Origin of the sequence: Photobacterium nomapromontoriensis (assembly GCF_050336815.1) — a bacterium.
Classification (GTDB): Bacteria; Pseudomonadota; Gammaproteobacteria; order Enterobacterales; family Vibrionaceae; genus Photobacterium; species Photobacterium nomapromontoriensis.
In genome coordinates, this window is sequence record NZ_JAKJSL010000034.1 from 46,973 (window position 1) to 64,319 (window position 17,347).

At 46.8% G+C, this 17,347-nt stretch carries 16 protein-coding genes; 5 read left to right on the forward strand and 11 right to left on the reverse strand.

Annotated elements, in window-relative coordinates; all coding sequences use genetic code 11:
- Window positions 1-4: 4 nt before the first annotated feature.
- From prfB to xerD, 4 genes are all read right to left on the reverse strand, one after another.
- A protein-coding gene (gene prfB / locus L4D12_RS14865; RefSeq protein ID WP_428448630.1) for a peptide chain release factor 2 occupies window positions 5-1,103 on the reverse strand; the annotation gives its coding sequence in 2 pieces (ribosomal slippage) (window positions 5-1,027 and window positions 1,029-1,103; 1,098 coding nt in all).
- Window positions 1,104-1,294: 191 nt separating this feature from the next.
- A complete protein-coding gene (gene recJ / locus L4D12_RS14870; RefSeq protein ID WP_428448631.1) occupies window positions 1,295-3,019 on the reverse strand; it encodes a single-stranded-DNA-specific exonuclease RecJ in 1,725 nt (574 codons plus the stop codon).
- 187 nt (window positions 3,020-3,206) lie between these two features.
- Window positions 3,207-3,929 (reverse strand): bifunctional protein-disulfide isomerase/oxidoreductase DsbC, encoded by a 723-nt coding sequence (gene dsbC / locus L4D12_RS14875; RefSeq protein ID WP_428448632.1) that lies wholly within the window; start codon window positions 3,927-3,929, stop codon window positions 3,207-3,209.
- 187 nt (window positions 3,930-4,116) lie between these two features.
- The gene (gene xerD / locus L4D12_RS14880; RefSeq protein ID WP_428448633.1) at window positions 4,117-5,013 is read right to left on the reverse strand and encodes a site-specific tyrosine recombinase XerD; all 897 of its coding nucleotides are present in this window, start codon (window positions 5,011-5,013) and stop codon (window positions 4,117-4,119) included.
- A gap of 220 nt (window positions 5,014-5,233) precedes the next feature.
- Here xerD and fldB point away from each other — a divergent pair, with 220 nt between their 5' ends.
- Complete coding sequence (gene fldB, locus L4D12_RS14885; RefSeq protein WP_428448634.1) at window positions 5,234-5,752, forward strand: flavodoxin FldB; 519 nt, start codon at window positions 5,234-5,236, stop codon at window positions 5,750-5,752.
- 74 nt (window positions 5,753-5,826) lie between these two features.
- On the opposite strand, the gene brnQ is transcribed toward fldB, so the two are convergent.
- Complete coding sequence (brnQ, locus tag L4D12_RS14890; protein WP_428448635.1) at window positions 5,827-7,137, reverse strand: branched-chain amino acid transport system II carrier protein; 1,311 nt, start codon at window positions 7,135-7,137, stop codon at window positions 5,827-5,829.
- Window positions 7,138-7,544: 407 nt separating this feature from the next.
- Here brnQ and L4D12_RS14895 point away from each other — a divergent pair, with 407 nt between their 5' ends.
- Window positions 7,545-8,261 carry a tRNA1(Val) (adenine(37)-N6)-methyltransferase gene (locus tag L4D12_RS14895; protein ID WP_428448636.1) on the forward strand — a complete coding sequence of 239 codons (717 nt, stop codon included), beginning with the start codon at window positions 7,545-7,547 and terminating at the stop codon, window positions 8,259-8,261.
- 173 nt (window positions 8,262-8,434) lie between these two features.
- The gene (srmB, locus tag L4D12_RS14900) at window positions 8,435-9,700 is read left to right on the forward strand and encodes an ATP-dependent RNA helicase SrmB (RefSeq protein ID WP_428448637.1); all 1,266 of its coding nucleotides are present in this window, start codon (window positions 8,435-8,437) and stop codon (window positions 9,698-9,700) included.
- 93 nt (window positions 9,701-9,793) lie between these two features.
- Here srmB and yaaA read toward each other — a convergent pair whose 3' ends face one another.
- Window positions 9,794-10,570: a peroxide stress protein YaaA gene (gene yaaA, locus L4D12_RS14905; protein ID WP_428448638.1), complete on the reverse strand. Its 777-nt coding sequence runs from the start codon at window positions 10,568-10,570 to the stop codon at window positions 9,794-9,796.
- Window positions 10,571-10,684: 114 nt separating this feature from the next.
- A complete protein-coding gene (locus L4D12_RS14910) occupies window positions 10,685-12,115 on the reverse strand; it encodes an alanine/glycine:cation symporter family protein (protein ID WP_428448639.1) in 1,431 nt (476 codons plus the stop codon).
- A 587-nt stretch (window positions 12,116-12,702) separates the two neighbouring features.
- On the opposite strand from L4D12_RS14910, the gene L4D12_RS14915 reads away from it, so the two are divergent.
- Window positions 12,703-12,882, forward strand: coding sequence for a DUF3545 family protein (locus L4D12_RS14915; RefSeq protein WP_428448640.1), 180 nt, complete (start codon window positions 12,703-12,705; stop codon window positions 12,880-12,882).
- Between the two features lie 63 nt (window positions 12,883-12,945).
- On the opposite strand, the gene L4D12_RS14920 is transcribed toward L4D12_RS14915, so the two are convergent.
- From L4D12_RS14920 to nfo, 3 genes are all read right to left on the reverse strand, one after another.
- Window positions 12,946-13,482, reverse strand: coding sequence for a hemerythrin domain-containing protein (locus L4D12_RS14920; RefSeq protein ID WP_428448641.1), 537 nt, complete (start codon window positions 13,480-13,482; stop codon window positions 12,946-12,948).
- Between the two features lie 104 nt (window positions 13,483-13,586).
- The gene (gene ung / locus L4D12_RS14925) at window positions 13,587-14,282 is read right to left on the reverse strand and encodes a uracil-DNA glycosylase (RefSeq protein ID WP_428448642.1); all 696 of its coding nucleotides are present in this window, start codon (window positions 14,280-14,282) and stop codon (window positions 13,587-13,589) included.
- A gap of 70 nt (window positions 14,283-14,352) precedes the next feature.
- Complete coding sequence (gene nfo, locus L4D12_RS14930) at window positions 14,353-15,201, reverse strand: deoxyribonuclease IV (protein WP_428448643.1); 849 nt, start codon at window positions 15,199-15,201, stop codon at window positions 14,353-14,355.
- Window positions 15,202-15,560: 359 nt separating this feature from the next.
- Between nfo and grcA the strand changes: the two genes are divergently transcribed.
- Entirely contained in the window at window positions 15,561-15,938 is a 378-nt protein-coding gene (gene grcA, locus L4D12_RS14935) for an autonomous glycyl radical cofactor GrcA (RefSeq protein WP_428448644.1), read from the forward strand.
- Window positions 15,939-16,063: 125 nt separating this feature from the next.
- On the opposite strand, the gene thrC is transcribed toward grcA, so the two are convergent.
- Entirely contained in the window at window positions 16,064-17,347 is a 1,284-nt protein-coding gene (gene thrC, locus L4D12_RS14940; RefSeq protein WP_428448645.1) for a threonine synthase, read from the reverse strand.

Genomic DNA, 17,347 nt, shown 5'->3' on the forward strand with positions numbered 1-17,347 from the left:
TCGGTTACAGACCTGATTTCAGGCTGGCTTCAATAAAACGGTCTAAGTCACCGTCCAGTACTGCTTGGGTGTTACGATTCTCCACCCCAGTACGTAAATCTTTGATTCGGGAATCATCTAGAACGTATGAACGAATTTGACTACCCCAGCCAATGTCGGACTTAGTATCTTCACTGGCTTGCTTCTCAGCATTCTGCTTTTGCATTTCAAATTCAAACAATTTTGCTTTTAACTGCTTCATTGCTTGATCTTTGTTCTTATGCTGAGAACGATCGTTCTGACATTGAACCACAATATTTGTCGGTAAGTGGGTAATACGTACCGCCGATTCTGTGGTATTTACGTGCTGACCACCCGCACCTGATGCACGGTATACGTCAATACGTAAATCAGCTGGATTAATATCAATAACGATATTGTCATCAATCTCAGGATAAACAAATGCAGAAGCAAACGAGGTATGGCGACGACCGCCTGAATCGAATGGTGATTTACGCACGAGACGGTGTACACCGGTCTCGGTACGCAGCCAGCCATAAGCATATTCACCACTGATACGTACAGTTACAGATTTAAGACCTGCAACATCGCCATCAGAGATTTCAATGATCTCAGTTTTAAAGCCTTTGGCATCAGCCCAACGCAAGTACATGCGCAGCATCATTGATGTCCAATCTTGTGCTTCAGTACCGCCGGAACCCGCTTGAAGGTCGATATAACAATCGGAAGCGTCGTGATCGCCAGAGAACATACGACGGAACTCAAGCTTCGCCAACTTCGCTTCAAGCTCAGCCAGTTCAGGTTCGATCTCGTCAAACGTTTCTTGATCTTCTTCTTCTACCGCTAACTCAAGCAGGCCTTCAACGTCTTCAACGCCTTGGTCTAGCTGATCAATGGTATCGACAACCGCTTCCAAGGCAGAACGTTCTTTACCCAGCGCTTGGGCGCGCTCAGGTTCGTTCCACACATCAGGTTGCTCTAATTCTGCGTTGACCTCTTCTAGACGCTCTTTCTTAGCATCATAGTCAAAGGTACCCCCTAAGGATATCAGTACGCGCTGACACATCCTCAAGTCGGTTTTTAATAGGATTAATCTCGAACATTGCCACTCTTCATAGCCGAAATGGACATAACCGAAGGATTCTATCGAATTGTAGATAGAATATACAGGGGAGAAGAAAGGGAATCGGTGAATTTATTTTTTTCAAGCACTGTCACAGAAACAGTGTCGTCACCAACTTGAAATATTCCGTTTACTCTGCCGTACCCAGACAGAGTAAACCACTGATTTTAGCTACAGAGCAGTAATATGCTCTACCATCAGCTGTACGCTACAGTTTCCGCGAAATTCGTTCACATCCAGACGATACACCAACTCAACCTGTTGAACCGAGGCGTCTGGCCAGCGGCGAACATCAATGTTAAAGGCAATGGCATCAATAACACTGCCACCCGCTAAAGGTTCTAACATCATTTTCAGGTGCTTACTGCCTACCAACTTCTGATGCAGTAACCGAAAACGGCCATCAAACATCGGCTCTGGAAATTGCTGTCCCCATGGGCCTCCAGCTCGCAGTAATTCAGCCGTGGGCAAGTTCAGTTCTGTCGGCAATAACTCACCGTCAGTCAATAACACCCCTTTAAGCGCCGCTTCATCCAACTGGTTACGCACAGCCAGATCAAAGGCCTGACTAAATGCCTCACGTTGTACTTCAGGAATGGTAAGTCCTGCAGCCATCGCATGACCGCCAAATTTTAAGATCATCCCAGGATGCTGAGTATCAATTAAATCTAACACATCGCGCATATGCAAGCCTGGAATCGAACGGCATGACCCTTTCATTTCACCATTGCCCGCATCAGCAAATGCAATCACCGGGCGGTGATACATCTCTTTGATACGAGAAGCAAGGATCCCGATGACCCCCTGATGCCAATCCCGTTGAAACAATACGAGGCCATAGGGCATATCTTGCTGATTGAATTTAAGGCGCTCGCAAATTGCCATCGCCTCTTCCTTCATGCCATGCTCTATTTCCTTACGAGTCTGATTCAGAGCATCGAGTTCTGTTGCCATCCGTCGTGCCGACTGAATATTGTCACACAGCAGCAATTCGACACCAAAAGACATATCATCAAGCCGTCCAGCAGCATTGATCCGCGGCCCTAACGCAAACCCGAGATCACTGGCGACCATTCGGGCAGGATCACGGTTAGCGACTTCCACCAATGCCCGAATGCCAGGTCGACATTTCCCCGCTCGGATCCGTTGCAGCCCCTGATGCACTAAAATTCGATTATTCCCATCCAGCGCGACCACATCAGCAACCGTACCTAATGCGACTAAATCAAGTAATTCAGCCAAGTTCGGCTCACTGAGCCCTTGATCTGTAAACCAACTGCCTTTACGCAGTTCAGCCCGCAACGCCAGCATCAAATAAAACGCGACACCTACGCCACACAAGGCCTTGGAAGGAAAACCACACTCATGCAAATTGGGATTAACTATTGCATCGGCATCTGGCAGTGTATCTCCGGGCAAATGGTGATCTGTCACCAGTACTGGGATCCCTTTGGCCTTCGCCGCCGCAACACCGGCAATGGAAGACACCCCGTTATCGACCGTCATGATCAATTCCGCCCCTCGAGAAACAGCCTGCTCAACCACTTCCGGGCTAAGTCCATAACCATCATCAAAACGGTTCGGTACCAGATAATCTACATTACGACTACCCAGCATGCGCAATGCCAGTACCGATAATGCCGAACTGGTTGCCCCATCTGCATCAAAATCACCAACAACAATGATCCGCCGCTGCTCGGCCAGTGCCTGTACCAGCAAGTTTACGGCAGGCTGAATACCAAATAACTGGTTATAGCCCAGCAAACCTCGGGCTCCGCGCTCCAAGTCCTGCTCACTCTTTATCCCTCGGCTGGCATAAATACGCTGCAATAACGGCGGCGTGGCATCCGAAAACTGACTAGTGTCCGCCTCTGGGCGACGTTTTATTTCAATCATTGGGCACATCTACTGGCTGGTGGGATGAATTGGGTAAGTTAGCCATTATGGCATATACCCAAGCGACCTCAATATACAGGTTCAGAGTGAAGGCGCTTGGGTATAAAGTCACTAAACATAACAACCACTTAATGAGTGGTGAAAAATAAAAACCCGGATCAAATCCGGGCTTTCATAGGATAAGATATTAACCGCGACTGTCTAACATCTTGCGCAATGCATCCGCTGGCTGGTAGCCCGGTAGCATCGTGCCATCAGCCAGTACTATCGCTGGCGTGCCGGATACTCCCATAGCAACACCAAGCTGATACTGCTTGCGAACCCGATCTTTATTCATCGGCGCGCCCACTAGATTAAACGTGCCATTTTTGGCCTCATTCATCGCTTTAACAGGATCTTTAGCACCCCAAATTGCGCTCATCTCATCGAAATTACGCGAACGCTCGCCACCACGAGGGAAAGCTAAATAACGAATGGTAATACCGGCATCATTATATGCCTGCATTTCGTTATGCAGTTTACGGCAATAGCCACAGCTGGTATCAGTAAAGACCGTGACGACATACTTCTCGTCTTTCGCTGGGTAGATGATCATTTCATCTTCCATTCCCTTGAGCTTATCTTTGTTGATCTTTGCCATCTTCTGCTCAGTCAAATTGATTGGCTGAGCTCCTGTATTTTGATACAAGTTACCAGCTAGAAAATAAGTCCCATCATCAGAGGCATAGACAATACCACGCTCGGTAACGACTTCATTCAACCCCGGCAATGGCGATGCACTGATCGTCACTGGTACGAGGCCTAAACCACTTAGTTTGTCTTTGATTGCTGCTTCATCAGGCTTAGCTGATGCGGTAAAGGCAATCATTGCCACAGCGGTTGCAAGTAACGTACGGCCAAAAAAGCGCATTGACTCATTCCTTTCACAAAATAGATAAAAACAAAAGTACCAAACTGAATATAGGCCGCGTCAGGCCAGTCCAGTGTTGTATATGACCCCAAGAGTTAAAGATAATTTCAACGGGACAACAATATCTTACTGTCTTCAGTATAACCAAACTAACAGAGAGGCGACCAGCATTACCACTTACCATGTTTTAGGCTCTTGGATGATGGGCCTGATGCAATTGTTTAAGCCTTTCGGTTGCAACGTGGGTATAGATCTGAGTCGTTGAGAGATCACTGTGGCCCAGTAACATCTGAACAACCCGTAAATCTGCCCCGTAATTGAGTAAGTGCGTCGCAAACGCGTGACGCATCACGTGCGGCGATAAGCTATCAGAATCAATCCCTGCAATCACCGCATAATGTTTGATCCGGTGCCAGAAAGTCTGTCGCGTCATCTGTTGGGCCCGTCGACTGGGAAACACTACATCGGAACTTTTTTCGCCCAGCAGCTGGGGCCGTCCCTGCTGAATAAACTGCTCAATCCAGTCAATCGCATTTTCGCCCATCGGTACCAATCGCTCTTTATCACCTTTACCCGTTACTCGGACTACCCCTTGGCGTAGGCTGACATTTTCCATGGTCAAGCTCACCAACTCCGTCACGCGCAAGCCTGTCGCATACAGTAACTCCAGCATGGCTTTATCTCGCAACTCTATCGGGTCATTCGGATCTGGCGCATCGAGCAAATCACTCACCTGCTCTTCGGTAATGTCTTTAGGTAGACGCTTTGGCAACTTGGGGCTCACCAGCATAGCGCTGGGATCATCCTCACGCAGTTTCTCACGGTACAAATACTGAAAGAGTCGACGAATCGCCGACACCATTCGGGCTCTCGATGTCTGCTTAAAATCCGCCTCAAATAGCCACAGCTGATAACGTTGTAAATCATCTACGCTCACAGAAACAAAGCACAGCCCCTGCTCACCCACCCAATGTTCCAGCTTTTTGAGATCATTTCGATATGACATCAGGGTGTTCTCAGACAACCCTCGCTCCATCCACATAGCATCGAGAAATCGCTCGATGATCACTTCATCATTTTCCACTACTACCTCAGGAAACACATGGATAAATAAACAGTGGTTCAATAGTAGTCGATTTCATCCAAAATGTAACCGAAGAAACCATCGTCATACTGCATATGTCTTCACGACCTCTTTGCCAACTGGCGAAATTTTCTGACAACAGCCTGAAAGGTGATGAAAGATGTACACGCCATAGGTAGAATCACTCTCATTACTATCCGTAACATACTGGACATGCAGCATGAAAATTGGCTTATTCTACGGCTCAACCACCTGCTATACCGAAATGACCGCTGAAAAAATCCGCGACTGTATTGGTAGCGAATTGGTTGAACTGCACAACATCAAAGAAACGGATATCTCGACCATGAACCAATACGATATGCTGATCCTTGGCATTTCAACATGGGATTTCGGGGAATTACAAGAAGACTGGGAAGCCGTTTGGCAGCAACTTGATGGGTTACAGTTGGCAGGTACGACCATTGCCCTTTTCGGCCTTGGCGATCAAGAAGGTTATACCGAATGGTTCCTTGATGCCATGGGGATGCTACATGACAAACTGCGCCCTACTGGTGCACATTTTGTCGGTTACTGGCCCAATGAAGGCTACCAGTTTACCGCCTCAAAAGCTTTAACCGATGACGGCCGTCAATTTGTGGGTCTCGCATTAGATGAAGACAGCCAGTATGAATACAGCGATGAGCGAATCACAACATGGTGTGAGCAGATCCTGACTGAGTACAGTGAAACCTTCTAGGCCAATCATGCTCGCTCCTCAAACAAAAAGGGATGCCAATGGCATCCCTTTTCTATGGTATCTCTGACTATCTGTTAAGCGGTTTGGCTTTCCTGCTGCGAAGGTGCTTTAGCACCAACGAAGTAGGTGATCACCAAGGCAATCGACGTTGGCATTAGCCATGCCATCCCGTAGTCAAACAGCGGGATCACACGGAAAGCAGACACATCAAAACCCGCTACTTTAGCCGCATCAATCATGCTGAACGACAATGCTACTAGCATTACTACACGATAAGACAAGGTAGGATTCGGCAACCACCGACGGATGAAGGTCAGGAATACCAATGCCATCGCAATAGGGTATAGCGCAAACAAAGCCGGTAGCGATAGAATAATCAACTGATTAAGACCAACATTCGCGACCACACAGCAAATAACGGACAACACGACAACCCACTTCTCGTAAGACCAGCGAGTCAGCGTAGAGAAATAGTCAGCACACGCACTGATCAAGCCAACAACCGTAGTCAAACAAGCCAGCAAGACAATCAATGACAAGATAGCCTGACCGGCAGGGCCAAACAATGCAGCAACATAAATAGCAAGAATATCACCACCATTCGTTGCATTCGCGGCAATATTAACGCTGGTTGCGCCAAGATAAAACAGTGACACATAAACAAACGCTAGCCCAGCCGCGGCGATCAGACCCGCCATGATCAGGTATTTACGTGTTTCAGCTTCGTCAGTCACCCCTTTATCACGCACGGTATCAACAATAACCATACCAAATAGCAGTGCAGCGACCGCATCCAAGGTGTTGTAACCCTCAACAAAGCCTTTAATGAATGGCATGTCGACATAGTCACCCTTTGCCGCTTCAATCGCATCCTGAGGGTTCACCACCACCGCGACCGCCAACACAATCAAGGCTAGGAATAGGATCGGGGTGAGTACCTTACCCACCAGATCAATCAGGCTACCGCGTGAACGAGACAGGAACATTGCTATAGCAAAAAAGGCGATAGAAAAAAGCGTTAAGCTAAGCTGCCCTGCATCAGTAATAAACGGTTTCACGCCCATTTCATAGGCGACCAAACCCGCTCTTGGTGCGGCAAACGCTGGACCGATCACGATAAAAATCATCACCGCCAGAAAGGTTGCCACCTTAGAAGGAAGATCTCGAGTCATTCCTTTCCAGCCACCTGCAACTGCTACCGCAATGATTGCAACGAGAGGCAAAGTAACACCCGTAGAAAGGAAACCCAGCATCGCTGAAAGTAAATGATCACCGGCTTGCTGGCCCGCTTGTGGAGGGAAAATGATATTACCCGCCCCAAGGAAGAATGCGAAGGTCATAAAACCTAACGCTAAGATATCTGTTGCTTTGAGTGACTTTTTCAAACTGCACCTTCCACTCTGTACTGTTGATGTGTTTGTGATTTTTATTAAAATTATGCTTCAAGACCACAAGAAACTAAAAGCTGAATGTGACCTTACTCACAGCATAATGACGAAAAAGCAGCCAATAAGCAACACGCCAGTTTAAAACACCATTATCTTTGGTAGTGATAGCTAAAAACCAGCATAAAAAACTAAAACAAAAACCACAAACAACATCAAAGACCAACCATCAACAACAAAAAGAAAGATCTAAAACAGAAGCAATAACCAAATAACAAATAATTAACCATAGTATACATTCACTTAACAAGTCACTCGGTACCGCCCCTCTTCTCAACCTGATCCGACAAGCTCACCCGGCTAAGGTATAATACCCAAAGCAAAATCATTACAGGTTTCAGAGAACCATGGCAAAAGGCTTCACCTTTAAACAGTTCCATGTCAATGATCACGAATGTGGTATGCCAGTCAGCACAGACGGCGTCATTCTCGGTGCATGGGCAACACTCGATCCACAAGGCCCGATAGTGGATATCGGTACTGGCAGTGGCTTACTGGCATTAATGGCAGCCCAACGAACAGCGTGCGACCAAGCGACCATTACTGCGATTGAAATCGATCCAAGTGCAGCAATGGCTGCCAGACACAACTTTATGGACACCCCTTGGACCCATCGTCTCAATGTGATTGAACAAGATATTGCATCATGGGCAGCCAGTCAGCCTAAGGGGCTGATCAACAGCATCATCTGCAACCCGCCTTATTTTAATCACGGTGAACAAGCGGGTTGCTCTGCCCGGGCAACGGCACGCCATACTGATACCTTGTCGCATCACACCTTGCTGGCAGCGATAAGTCATTTACTCAGCCCAGCAGGAGTAGCTAATTTAATCCTGCCAACCTATGAAGGGCATCAATTAATAGATGCGGCAGCAAACCACCAGCTGTTCTGTCACAGAGTGTGTGAAATTAGCACCACTGAAACAAAACCCATCAGTCGTTTGCTGATTGCTCTGGCCCATAGCGACAAGACGACTACAACAGAATCGCTGGTGATCCACCAAAAAGGGGGGTATTCCGCTGCCTTTACTGATTTAACCCGAGATTTCTACCTTAAGATGTAATCAACAAAGCACTTGCCATTGCCGATTTAGTAAAGTTTTTGTACTTTTATCGGTGATAGTTGCGACAATTATCTCTATAATGCCGCCCCTTATGTATTCAGCCTGAAACCAGCAACATATTTTTGCCTGGTAGTTAACGGGTTATCAGCCTTATTCCCGAGGAGAATTGACTGGTGAGAGACTTTTCCGAATTAGAATTAGATGGCGAGCTACTGCAAGCCATTGAAGAAATCGGCTATGACCGGCCAACCGCGGTCCAGGCTGAGGCTATCCCTCTTGCCCTTGATGGCCGGGACGTACTGGCATCCGCCCCTACCGGTACAGGCAAAACAGCTGCGTTTCTGTTGCCGATGTTACAACACCTGCAAGATTTCCCGCGAAAAAGACCGGGGCCTGCTCGTATTTTAGTCCTAACACCAACGCGTGAGCTAGCCATTCAGGTTGCCGATCAGGCACGTGCTCTGGCGAAATATACTCAGCAGAAGATTTTCACTATCACAGGTGGGATCTCTTATGATGAGCACGCTGAGCTGCTTGGCAAAACCCAAGATATCGTTGTGGCGACCCCTGGCCGTCTGATGGAATATATCGAATCAGAGCGCTTCGATTGTCGTGCCATTGAGTGTCTGATCCTTGACGAAGCGGATCGCATGTTAGATATGGGATTTGCCAAAATCGTTGAGCGCATCAACAAGGAATGTCGCTGGCGCAATCAGAGCCTACTATTTTCAGCTACGCTAGAGGGCAAAGGGGTACGTGAATTCTCACAAACCATTTTGACCGAGCCGGTAGAAGTCAATGCCGATCCTTCTCGTCGCGAGCGCAAAAAAATCCACCAGCTGTATCTGCGTTGTGATGATATGAATCACAAACTGGCATTGCTTGAGAATATCCTCAAGCATCAGGCAGAGCGTAGCATCGTGTTTATTAAAACCCGCGAGCGTCTAGGCATTCTACGGGATCAACTGACAGCCATGGACATTAAATGTAGCTGGATCCAAGGTGAAATGGCACAGATCTCGCGCAATAATGCCATTGCCCGTTTCCGTGATGGTGAAGTGAACGTACTACTGGCGACCGATGTTGCCGCGCGTGGTATCGATTTACCTGATGTCAGCCACGTTATCAACTTTGATATGCCTCGCACCTCTGACGTGTATTTGCACCGTATTGGCCGAACAGCCCGTGCAGGTAAGAAGGGCATGGCAATCTCGCTCATTGAAGCGCACGATCAGTCAATGATCGAACGTATTGGCCGTTACATGAAAGAAGAAGTGCCAGAGCGCTTTATCAACGGCTTACGTCCTGCGACTAAAAAAGCGAAAACAGTTAAGAAAAAGAAAGTGAAAGTTGATAAGAAACTCAAAGCAGCAAAGCAAAAGAAAGCGGTGAAGAAGCTAAAGAAAAAAGCATCAGAGCCAAAGCCTAGCAGCAAATAAGGCGCTTAACCCCGTCGGTCAACGTTGAGTAAATCGCAAAGGCAAGGTGATATACCTTGCCTTTTCTTTATCTCTACCTAGCTGAACTCACCGTTAGTTTTGCTCTTCACGCTTAAACACTAACTCACTGGTTGTTGATTCAGCCGGCACAAAGTAATACCCCGCGCTATCAAACGCTTTCAGGCCATCAATCGAGTCAACGTGGTGATCAATGATATACCGCGCCATCATTCCCCTTGCCTTTTTGGCATAGAAACTAATGATCTTATAAGTGCCATTCTTCGCGTCTTTGAATACTGGGGTGATCACCGTACCGGTTAATTTTTTGGTTTTTACCGCCTTGAAATACTCATTCGACGCCAAGTTAACCAAGATATTGTCACCTTGTTCTGTCAGGGCCGTATTAAGTTTGTCGGTAATAATATCCCCCCAGAACTGATACAAATTATTACCGCGCGGGTTAACCAATTTGGTGCCCATTTCCAACCGATAAGGCTGCATTAAGTCCAATGGGCGCAGTACACCATAAAGCCCTGATAACATCCGAAGGTGTTGCTGAGCATAAGAGAAATCTGCCTCCGTCATAGTTTCAGCAGCCAACCCGGTATACACATCGCCTTTAAACGCCAAAATCGCTTGGCGGGCATTATCAGGTGTAAACGTCGGCAGCCACTGCGTAAAATGCGCAACATTCAGCCCCGCAATCTTGTCACTGACCTTCATCAAGCTAGCAATCTCGGCAGGGGTCAGATCGCGGCAGACCTCAATCAACTCAGCGGCATGGGCCGTTAACTCTGGCTGGGTAAATGTTGCTGTCGTCAACGGCGATTCATAATCAAGGGTTTTTGCAGGAGATACCACGATTAACATAAGAGATTCCTTCTTAAACAGTCTTGAAAATGTTAACAGCATTGCAATAAAAAACCACGCGAAAGTCGCGTGGTTTTTTCTATTACTGCCATCGGCAGTACTCGCTTAATACCGTCACTCTTTGTCTGAGCGGTCCCAAATACCTTCCTCTAGCTGGGCATGCAGCTCTGGATAGTCGTTACTATCAAAAGTCGGTACTTTCCCCATAGACAGCTGTTTATTGTAGTCTTTGGCCAGTTTCACCGCCGTGCCAGACAACAGCACAATCGCGATTAAGTTGATAATGGCCATCATCCCCATCGACACATCGGCCATCGCCCATACCGTCGGTAAATCAGCCACGGCACCAAACATGACCATCCCCAATACCACGATTCGGAATACCATCAGACCAAATTTGTGGTTATGCTCGAGAAAGATCAAGTTCGTTTCCGCATACGAATAGTTGGCAACCAATGAGGTAAAGGCAAAGAAAAAGATAGCAACAGCAATGAAAATAGCCCCCCAACCACCGACCTGTGAACTCAACGCTCGCTGGGTTAATTCAATCCCCGTGATCTCACTATGTGGTACATATTCACCTGACATCAGGATAATCGCTACCGTAGCTGAGCAGATCACAATGGTGTCCATAAATACGCCGAGCATCTGTACATAGCCCTGAGACGCGGGATGTGGCGGGTAAGGGGTTGCCGACGCTGCCGCATTCGGTGCCGACCCCATACCTGCTTCATTAGAAAACAGACCGCGTTTAAGGCCATTGATCATCCCTTGTGCAATGGTATAGCCAAGTGCTCCAGAGGCGGCCTCTTCCAGGCCAAATGCACTACGGAAGATCATTCCCAGCACATCAGGTAACTTCTCGATATTGGCAAACATGATAAAGAGTGCCAAAACTAAATAGCACAACGCCATTGCCGGCACTAAAATCTCAGCAGTACGTGCAACCGCTCGCAGCCCACCGAAAATGATCACCCCGGTCATCAGCACCAATGCGATGCCAACATAAGTTGGGTTCCAGCCAAACGCAACATTCATTGCCAAGCTGATAGAGTTTGCCTGCACCGAGTTAAAGACTAAGCCAAATGCGATGATCAAAAAGATGGAGAACACGATCCCCATCCAACGCATACCGAGGCCTTTTTCCATGTAATAAGCCGGACCACCGCGATAATTACCTTCATCATCACGAGTCTTATACAATTGTGCCAATGCACTTTCGGCAAACGCCGTTGCCATGCCGAGCATGGCAATCAACCACATCCAGAAAATAGCACCGGGGCCGCCCAAGGTTAGGGCAACCGCAACACCGGCCATGTTACCCGTACCAACCCTAGCTGCCAAACTGGTACACAATGCCTGAAAAGAGGAAATTCCCGCCTTATCAGACTTTCGGCTGTTTTTCATGACACTGAACATATGGCCAAAGTGACGAAACTGGATGAACCCCAACCGATAGGTAAAGAATACGCCAACGCCGATCAGCAAATAAATCAGTACGGAGCCCCATAACAGATCGTTCAAAAAATTAATCTGACTTGACACGCCTACCCCTCAAAATCAGTCAAACGCTGGATGGCTGGACAATTCACCAGTCATCCGCAAATAGGAAAATGCTGTAACCCTACCTCTCAGTCAACACATGGCACGAACATAGCGAGCGCGCTACGATCACTGAGTGGGTACTACAACCTTAGTTTTATTATGTGGTAAATGACAGTGGCCGATAGATGTGATTCACAGAACAGACCGCCACTGGATACAGTTATTATGTTGTCGACATGTAACCGCAAATGGTATACCGGAGTATCCGGAACACATCTTATGACAGGTTATAACTACAGATGGCAGATGATCATGCAAACTTAGCCTGCAAAAATCAATATCCCACTTAAGAATAATGGGTAATCATGGCGTAATGGTGCTTTTGCTGCTGAGAATCCCCTCATAACGGATGATTTATTGTCGCCGAATTCACTGTCATCGGGTTCATTTTTTCTACTGCACCAGCATATTGAGAACTAACGCACATAAAAAATTCATCGATTAGCAACAAATGCGAAACACATCAATTTTATGGTTGGCCTTGTTATGATATTTAACTAGTGAGCGATTTAAGGAAGAGGTGCTCTATGGACAGCTATGCATTCGATGACCTTCTAGCCGCCGAGATGCCCAGTCGTGGCTCTCGAGGCAAACCCGTTAAACGTAAATGGCGTGAGATTGAGGCCCTGAAAGACAGGCAAAGATTGCGCCGTGAATTGGCTGATATTGATATCTTCAATACCGTCTCAGACGATATTGATTTCTAAGCACATCTTACTGGTATTCGATAACAAAAGAGTCGGCTAAGGCCGACTCTTTCATTCCAACGGCTAAGCATGAAGCCGCTGAGCCAAGTGACGATAGCAGTCAGAAACTTGGTTACCGAACAAAGGGTCACTATCGCACTTCTCGTACAGCTCTGATACGGTTTGCCAGTCTTCAGGGGTAAAATGCAAGCGGATCAATGGTAGGATCTTGCGCTCCTCAAACTCAAGATGGGCTTTTTGACAATCAACAAACGTATTGAGCTTGTCAGCAAACACATCAAGAGGGATCACAGCATCCATTAGGATCATATCCACTGTATCGGCAAATTCATGCGTTAGCTCAGCCAGTTTTTCATGCTCTTTTTCCAAACTTTCCATCTGCTCGGCCTCATCCGCATAATGTGCTTGATAATAATGGTAGAGCACATCTTCCTTCGGATGGTGGCAGTATTGGGCATGGTTTTGCAGGTAGCTGACAATATCTTTGATCAAGCTATAGTTAACTTCCTGACCGTTACGTATTGCCGCTAATTTTTGCTGTAATAGCGTCAGCAGACGCCCAATATAGCCATGCTCAGTATGAATCTCATCCAATATCATTGTGCGTACCTCCCAGTTATTTATCCATTACTAAAAGTGTATGCCCAGATAAGATTTTTCACCTTGATCCTGATTATCGGACAAGCAAAAAGATCACAACACCATCACATTTCGTCAGATATAGCGATTTCTTCTAACATCCAATTAATCTCCGACTTATTCATCTGATTTAATAGCGCATTGGCCTGTGAAAAATGCTGGCAACCAAAGAAGCCTCTGTAAGCGGACAAGGGGGAGGGATGAGCAGATTGCAAGACATGATGCCGCATGGTGTTAATTTTACAGCCTTTTTTCTGTGCGTGGCTCCCCCAAAGTAAGAAAACCACGCCCTCGCAGTGCTGCTCTATCACTTCAATCAAGCGGTCAGTGAAGATCTCCCAGCCAATTTTAGCGTGGGAATGCGCCTTGCCTTGCTCGACCGTTAATACGGTATTGAGTAACAACACTCCCTGCTCGGCCCAGGATTGTAAAAAACCATGAGACGGCGTAGTAAACCCAGGAATATCAGCCACCAGCTCTTTGTACATATTCGCCAGCGAAGGGGGCACTTTCACTCCCGGACGAACTGAAAAACTTAGGCCGTGTGCTTGACCGGGTCCATGATAAGGATCCTGACCCAAGATAACGACCTTTACCGCTGATAATGGCGTTGCATCCAGCGCACTGAAAACCGCCTCCTGCGGAGGATAAATGGCTTTACCTGCCGCCCGCTCAGCGGCAACATAATGTTCTATGTGCTGGAAATACGCTTGCTCTCGCTCAGCGTTAATCACATCTTGCCAAGTCACCCTCTGGGTCATCTCACTTTCCTTTACTCTTTAACTGTCGGTTTATACATTGTTCAATTGACTGAACCCGCACCAAGGTACTTTACTGTGCCGGAATAAACGAGCGCAGCGTCGCAATTTCCTGCTGCCAAATATCTGGATTAATCGTCTCTAATACTAATGGCATGTTGTCAAAGCGGCTATCTTGCATCAAATAACGGAAGCAATCCCAGCCAATCGCACCTTCACCAAGGCTGTGATGACGGTCAAGGTGACTGCCCAAACCACCTTTCGAATCATTCAAGTGCATCGCGCGCAAATACTGCATCCCCACCACGTGATCAAACTCAGTAAACGTCAGGTCAGTTGCTGTTTCCGTACGCAGATCATAGCCGGCTGCAAATGTATGGCAGGTATCAATACACACTCCCACTCGGGTTTTGTCTTCCACTTGTTCAATAATGCGAGCCAAGTGCTCGAACCGCCAACCCAAATTACTACCCTGACCTGCGGTGTTCTCAATCACCGCAATCACATCAGGTACCTGTTGATGAGCTAAATTAATAGACTCGGCGATCAATGCTAAACAATCTGCTTCACTGATTTTTTTCAAATGACTACCGGGATGAAAATTCAGTAACGTCAATCCTAGTTGCTGACACCGTTGCATCTCATCAATAAATGCAGCCCGAGATTTTTCCAGCTTATCAACCTCAGGGGCGCCCAGATTAATCAAATAGGAATCATGCGGCAAAATCGCATCAGCACTAAAACCGTATTGCTTACAGCGCGCCTTAAATGCAGTAATCACATCGTACTCAAGAGGCTTGGCCACCCACTGCCGCTGATTTTTGGTAAATAGCGCAAACGCATTGGCGCCAATCTGGTGAGCATTCTCAGGTGAAAAATGTACACCTCCCGCTGCTGAAACATGAGCTCCAATCAATTTCATTACTTATCTACTCTCTATTTTTTTAACTCATTTAGCTGTTGCTAACCAACACCGAAGGCAACAAAACACCTTTCTACAACGCCCATAAGCACGGCGATCGTTGCTTTTTTAAGCTAAATTTTGATGTAATTTTACTACAAATGATCGTTTCAATTATTTTTTAATTGATAAACTATTTGAATAGTATCAATAAATATGAGGGTTAATTGACTTAGCTCAACAAAACAGCCCTGAAGTTTTTAAGGTTTTTTGTTGTAATTTGATCTAAATCAATACACAATAATCACCATCGAGATATATAATACGCAACTCAACGAAAAAATCTAAAAATTAACAACATCCTTCTGGAGAAGAAAGTCATGATCACAGGTATTCAAATTACTAAAGCGGCAAACGACGATCTACTAAATTCAATCTGGCTACTAGACAGCGAGAAGAACGAAGCTCGTTGTGTTGCAGCGGCTGCTGGCTTCGAAGCTGACCAAGTTGTAACCACTTCTGACCTGGGCGACATCGAGTTTCGCGAACTGCCAATCGAAGCACCAGCTAAAATTGAAGGCGGTCAGCACCTTAACGTAAACGTACTTAAGCGTGAAACGCTTTTAGATGCAGTTGAACACCCTGAAAACTACCCACAGCTAACTATTCGTGTTTCTGGCTATGCGGTTCGTTTCAACTCGCTAACTACAGAACAGCAGAAAGACGTTATCGCTCGTACTTTCACTAACAGCCTGTAATTATTACACCCTGTTAGCATAAAAAACGGCATCAATGATGCCGTTTTTTTTATATCTGAATTTACACCTTGCGATATAACAAAGGGAGCCGAAATAGCTCCCTTTGTGTGTCTATCTTTTACGGCTTACTGTACATCACGTAATACAACTTTCAGCTGGTCAAAATCGTTATCACGCTCAAGTGATAGCAGTTCCATCACATTATGCTTGGCCAGAGGCCCTGGCAGCTCAATATCCTTAGCGAGGATATCATCCACCACTTCCTTAAATTTAGCCGGATGTGCGGTGCAGAGGAACAGACCCGTCTCTCCCTCGACCAGTTGCTCAGTCAGGATCCGGTAGGCAATGGCACCATGAGGCTCACACAGATAACCCACTTGGTTCATCTCGATCAAGGTCGCTGCGGTTTGCTCATCTGTCACTGCACCGTAACCCAACTCATCAAGCCCCCAGCCCTTCAGACGGCATAACTCTTCAATCCGCGGCCAGTTATTCGGCTGGCTGACATCCATCGCATTTGAAATGGTCGCAACTGTCGGCTCTGGCGCCCAGGTTCCCGTCTGCAGGTAGCGAGGAACGGTATCGTTGACATTGGTTGCAGCAATAAAGCGCTTCACTGGCAAGCCAATGGCCTTCGCTAATAAACCTGCGGTCAAGTTACCAAAGTTGCCACTGGGTACCGAGATGACTAACTCTTCACGCTGATCTCTGGGTAGCAGGGCCACCGCTTCAAAGTAATAGCAAATCTGCGCCATCAAGCGACTGATATTAATGGAGTTAGCCGAATTAAGTCCTATCTCCTGACGTAGCGGTGCATCATCAAAGGCCTGCTTGACCAATGTCTGGCAGTCATCAAAGGTGCCGTTAATCGCGACGGTGGTGATATTCCCGCCGAGCGTACAGAACATTTTCTCCTGTAAAGGGCTGATCTTACCTTTCGGGTAGAGAATAACGACCTTGATATTGTCCATACCATAAAAAGCATGGGCAACGGCAGCCCCTGTATCGCCAGACGTGGCCGTCAAAATCGTGATTTTGCCATCACTGTCTGATACCGCTGCCAATGATTGTGCCATAAAGCGACCGCCAAAATCTTTAAAGGCCAAGGTCGGTCCATGGAACAATTCCAGTGCGTAAATCCCCGGCTTCACCTCTGCCACAGGGGCTGAGAACTGAAATGCATTGGTGACCATCTGGCTAACGGTATCTTGAGCCAGTTCATCACCAATGAAAGCGGAGAGTATTTTGCTGCTACGGCTGACAAAATCCAGCGCTAACAGCGATTCAATATCATCAAAAACAGGTAATGCCGATGGAAAAAATAACCCTTGGTTACGGCCTAATCCTTGACGGACCGCCTGACCGAATGAGACTTGTTCTTGGTGATCTTTTAAGTTGTATAAGTTCAT

Coding starts and splice junctions, on each gene's coding strand:
- nfo (WP_428448643.1), bottom strand. CDS start 15,201: ATGAAATTGATTGGAGCTCATGTTTCAGCAGCGGGAGGTGTACATTTT.
- dsbC (WP_428448632.1), bottom strand. CDS start 3,929: ATGCGCTTTTTTGGCCGTACGTTACTTGCAACCGCTGTGGCAATGATT.
- ung (WP_428448642.1), bottom strand. CDS start 14,282: ATGACCCAGAGGGTGACTTGGCAAGATGTGATTAACGCTGAGCGAGAG.
- L4D12_RS14915 (WP_428448640.1), top strand. CDS start 12,703: ATGGACAGCTATGCATTCGATGACCTTCTAGCCGCCGAGATGCCCAGT.
- L4D12_RS14920 (WP_428448641.1), bottom strand. CDS start 13,482: ATGATATTGGATGAGATTCATACTGAGCATGGCTATATTGGGCGTCTG.
- fldB (WP_428448634.1), top strand. CDS start 5,234: ATGAAAATTGGCTTATTCTACGGCTCAACCACCTGCTATACCGAAATG.
- L4D12_RS14895 (WP_428448636.1), top strand. CDS start 7,545: ATGGCAAAAGGCTTCACCTTTAAACAGTTCCATGTCAATGATCACGAA.
- recJ (WP_428448631.1), bottom strand. CDS start 3,019: ATGATTGAAATAAAACGTCGCCCAGAGGCGGACACTAGTCAGTTTTCG.
- grcA (WP_428448644.1), top strand. CDS start 15,561: ATGATCACAGGTATTCAAATTACTAAAGCGGCAAACGACGATCTACTA.
- yaaA (WP_428448638.1), bottom strand. CDS start 10,570: ATGTTAATCGTGGTATCTCCTGCAAAAACCCTTGATTATGAATCGCCG.
- thrC (WP_428448645.1), bottom strand. CDS start 17,347: ATGAACTTATACAACTTAAAAGATCACCAAGAACAAGTCTCATTCGGT.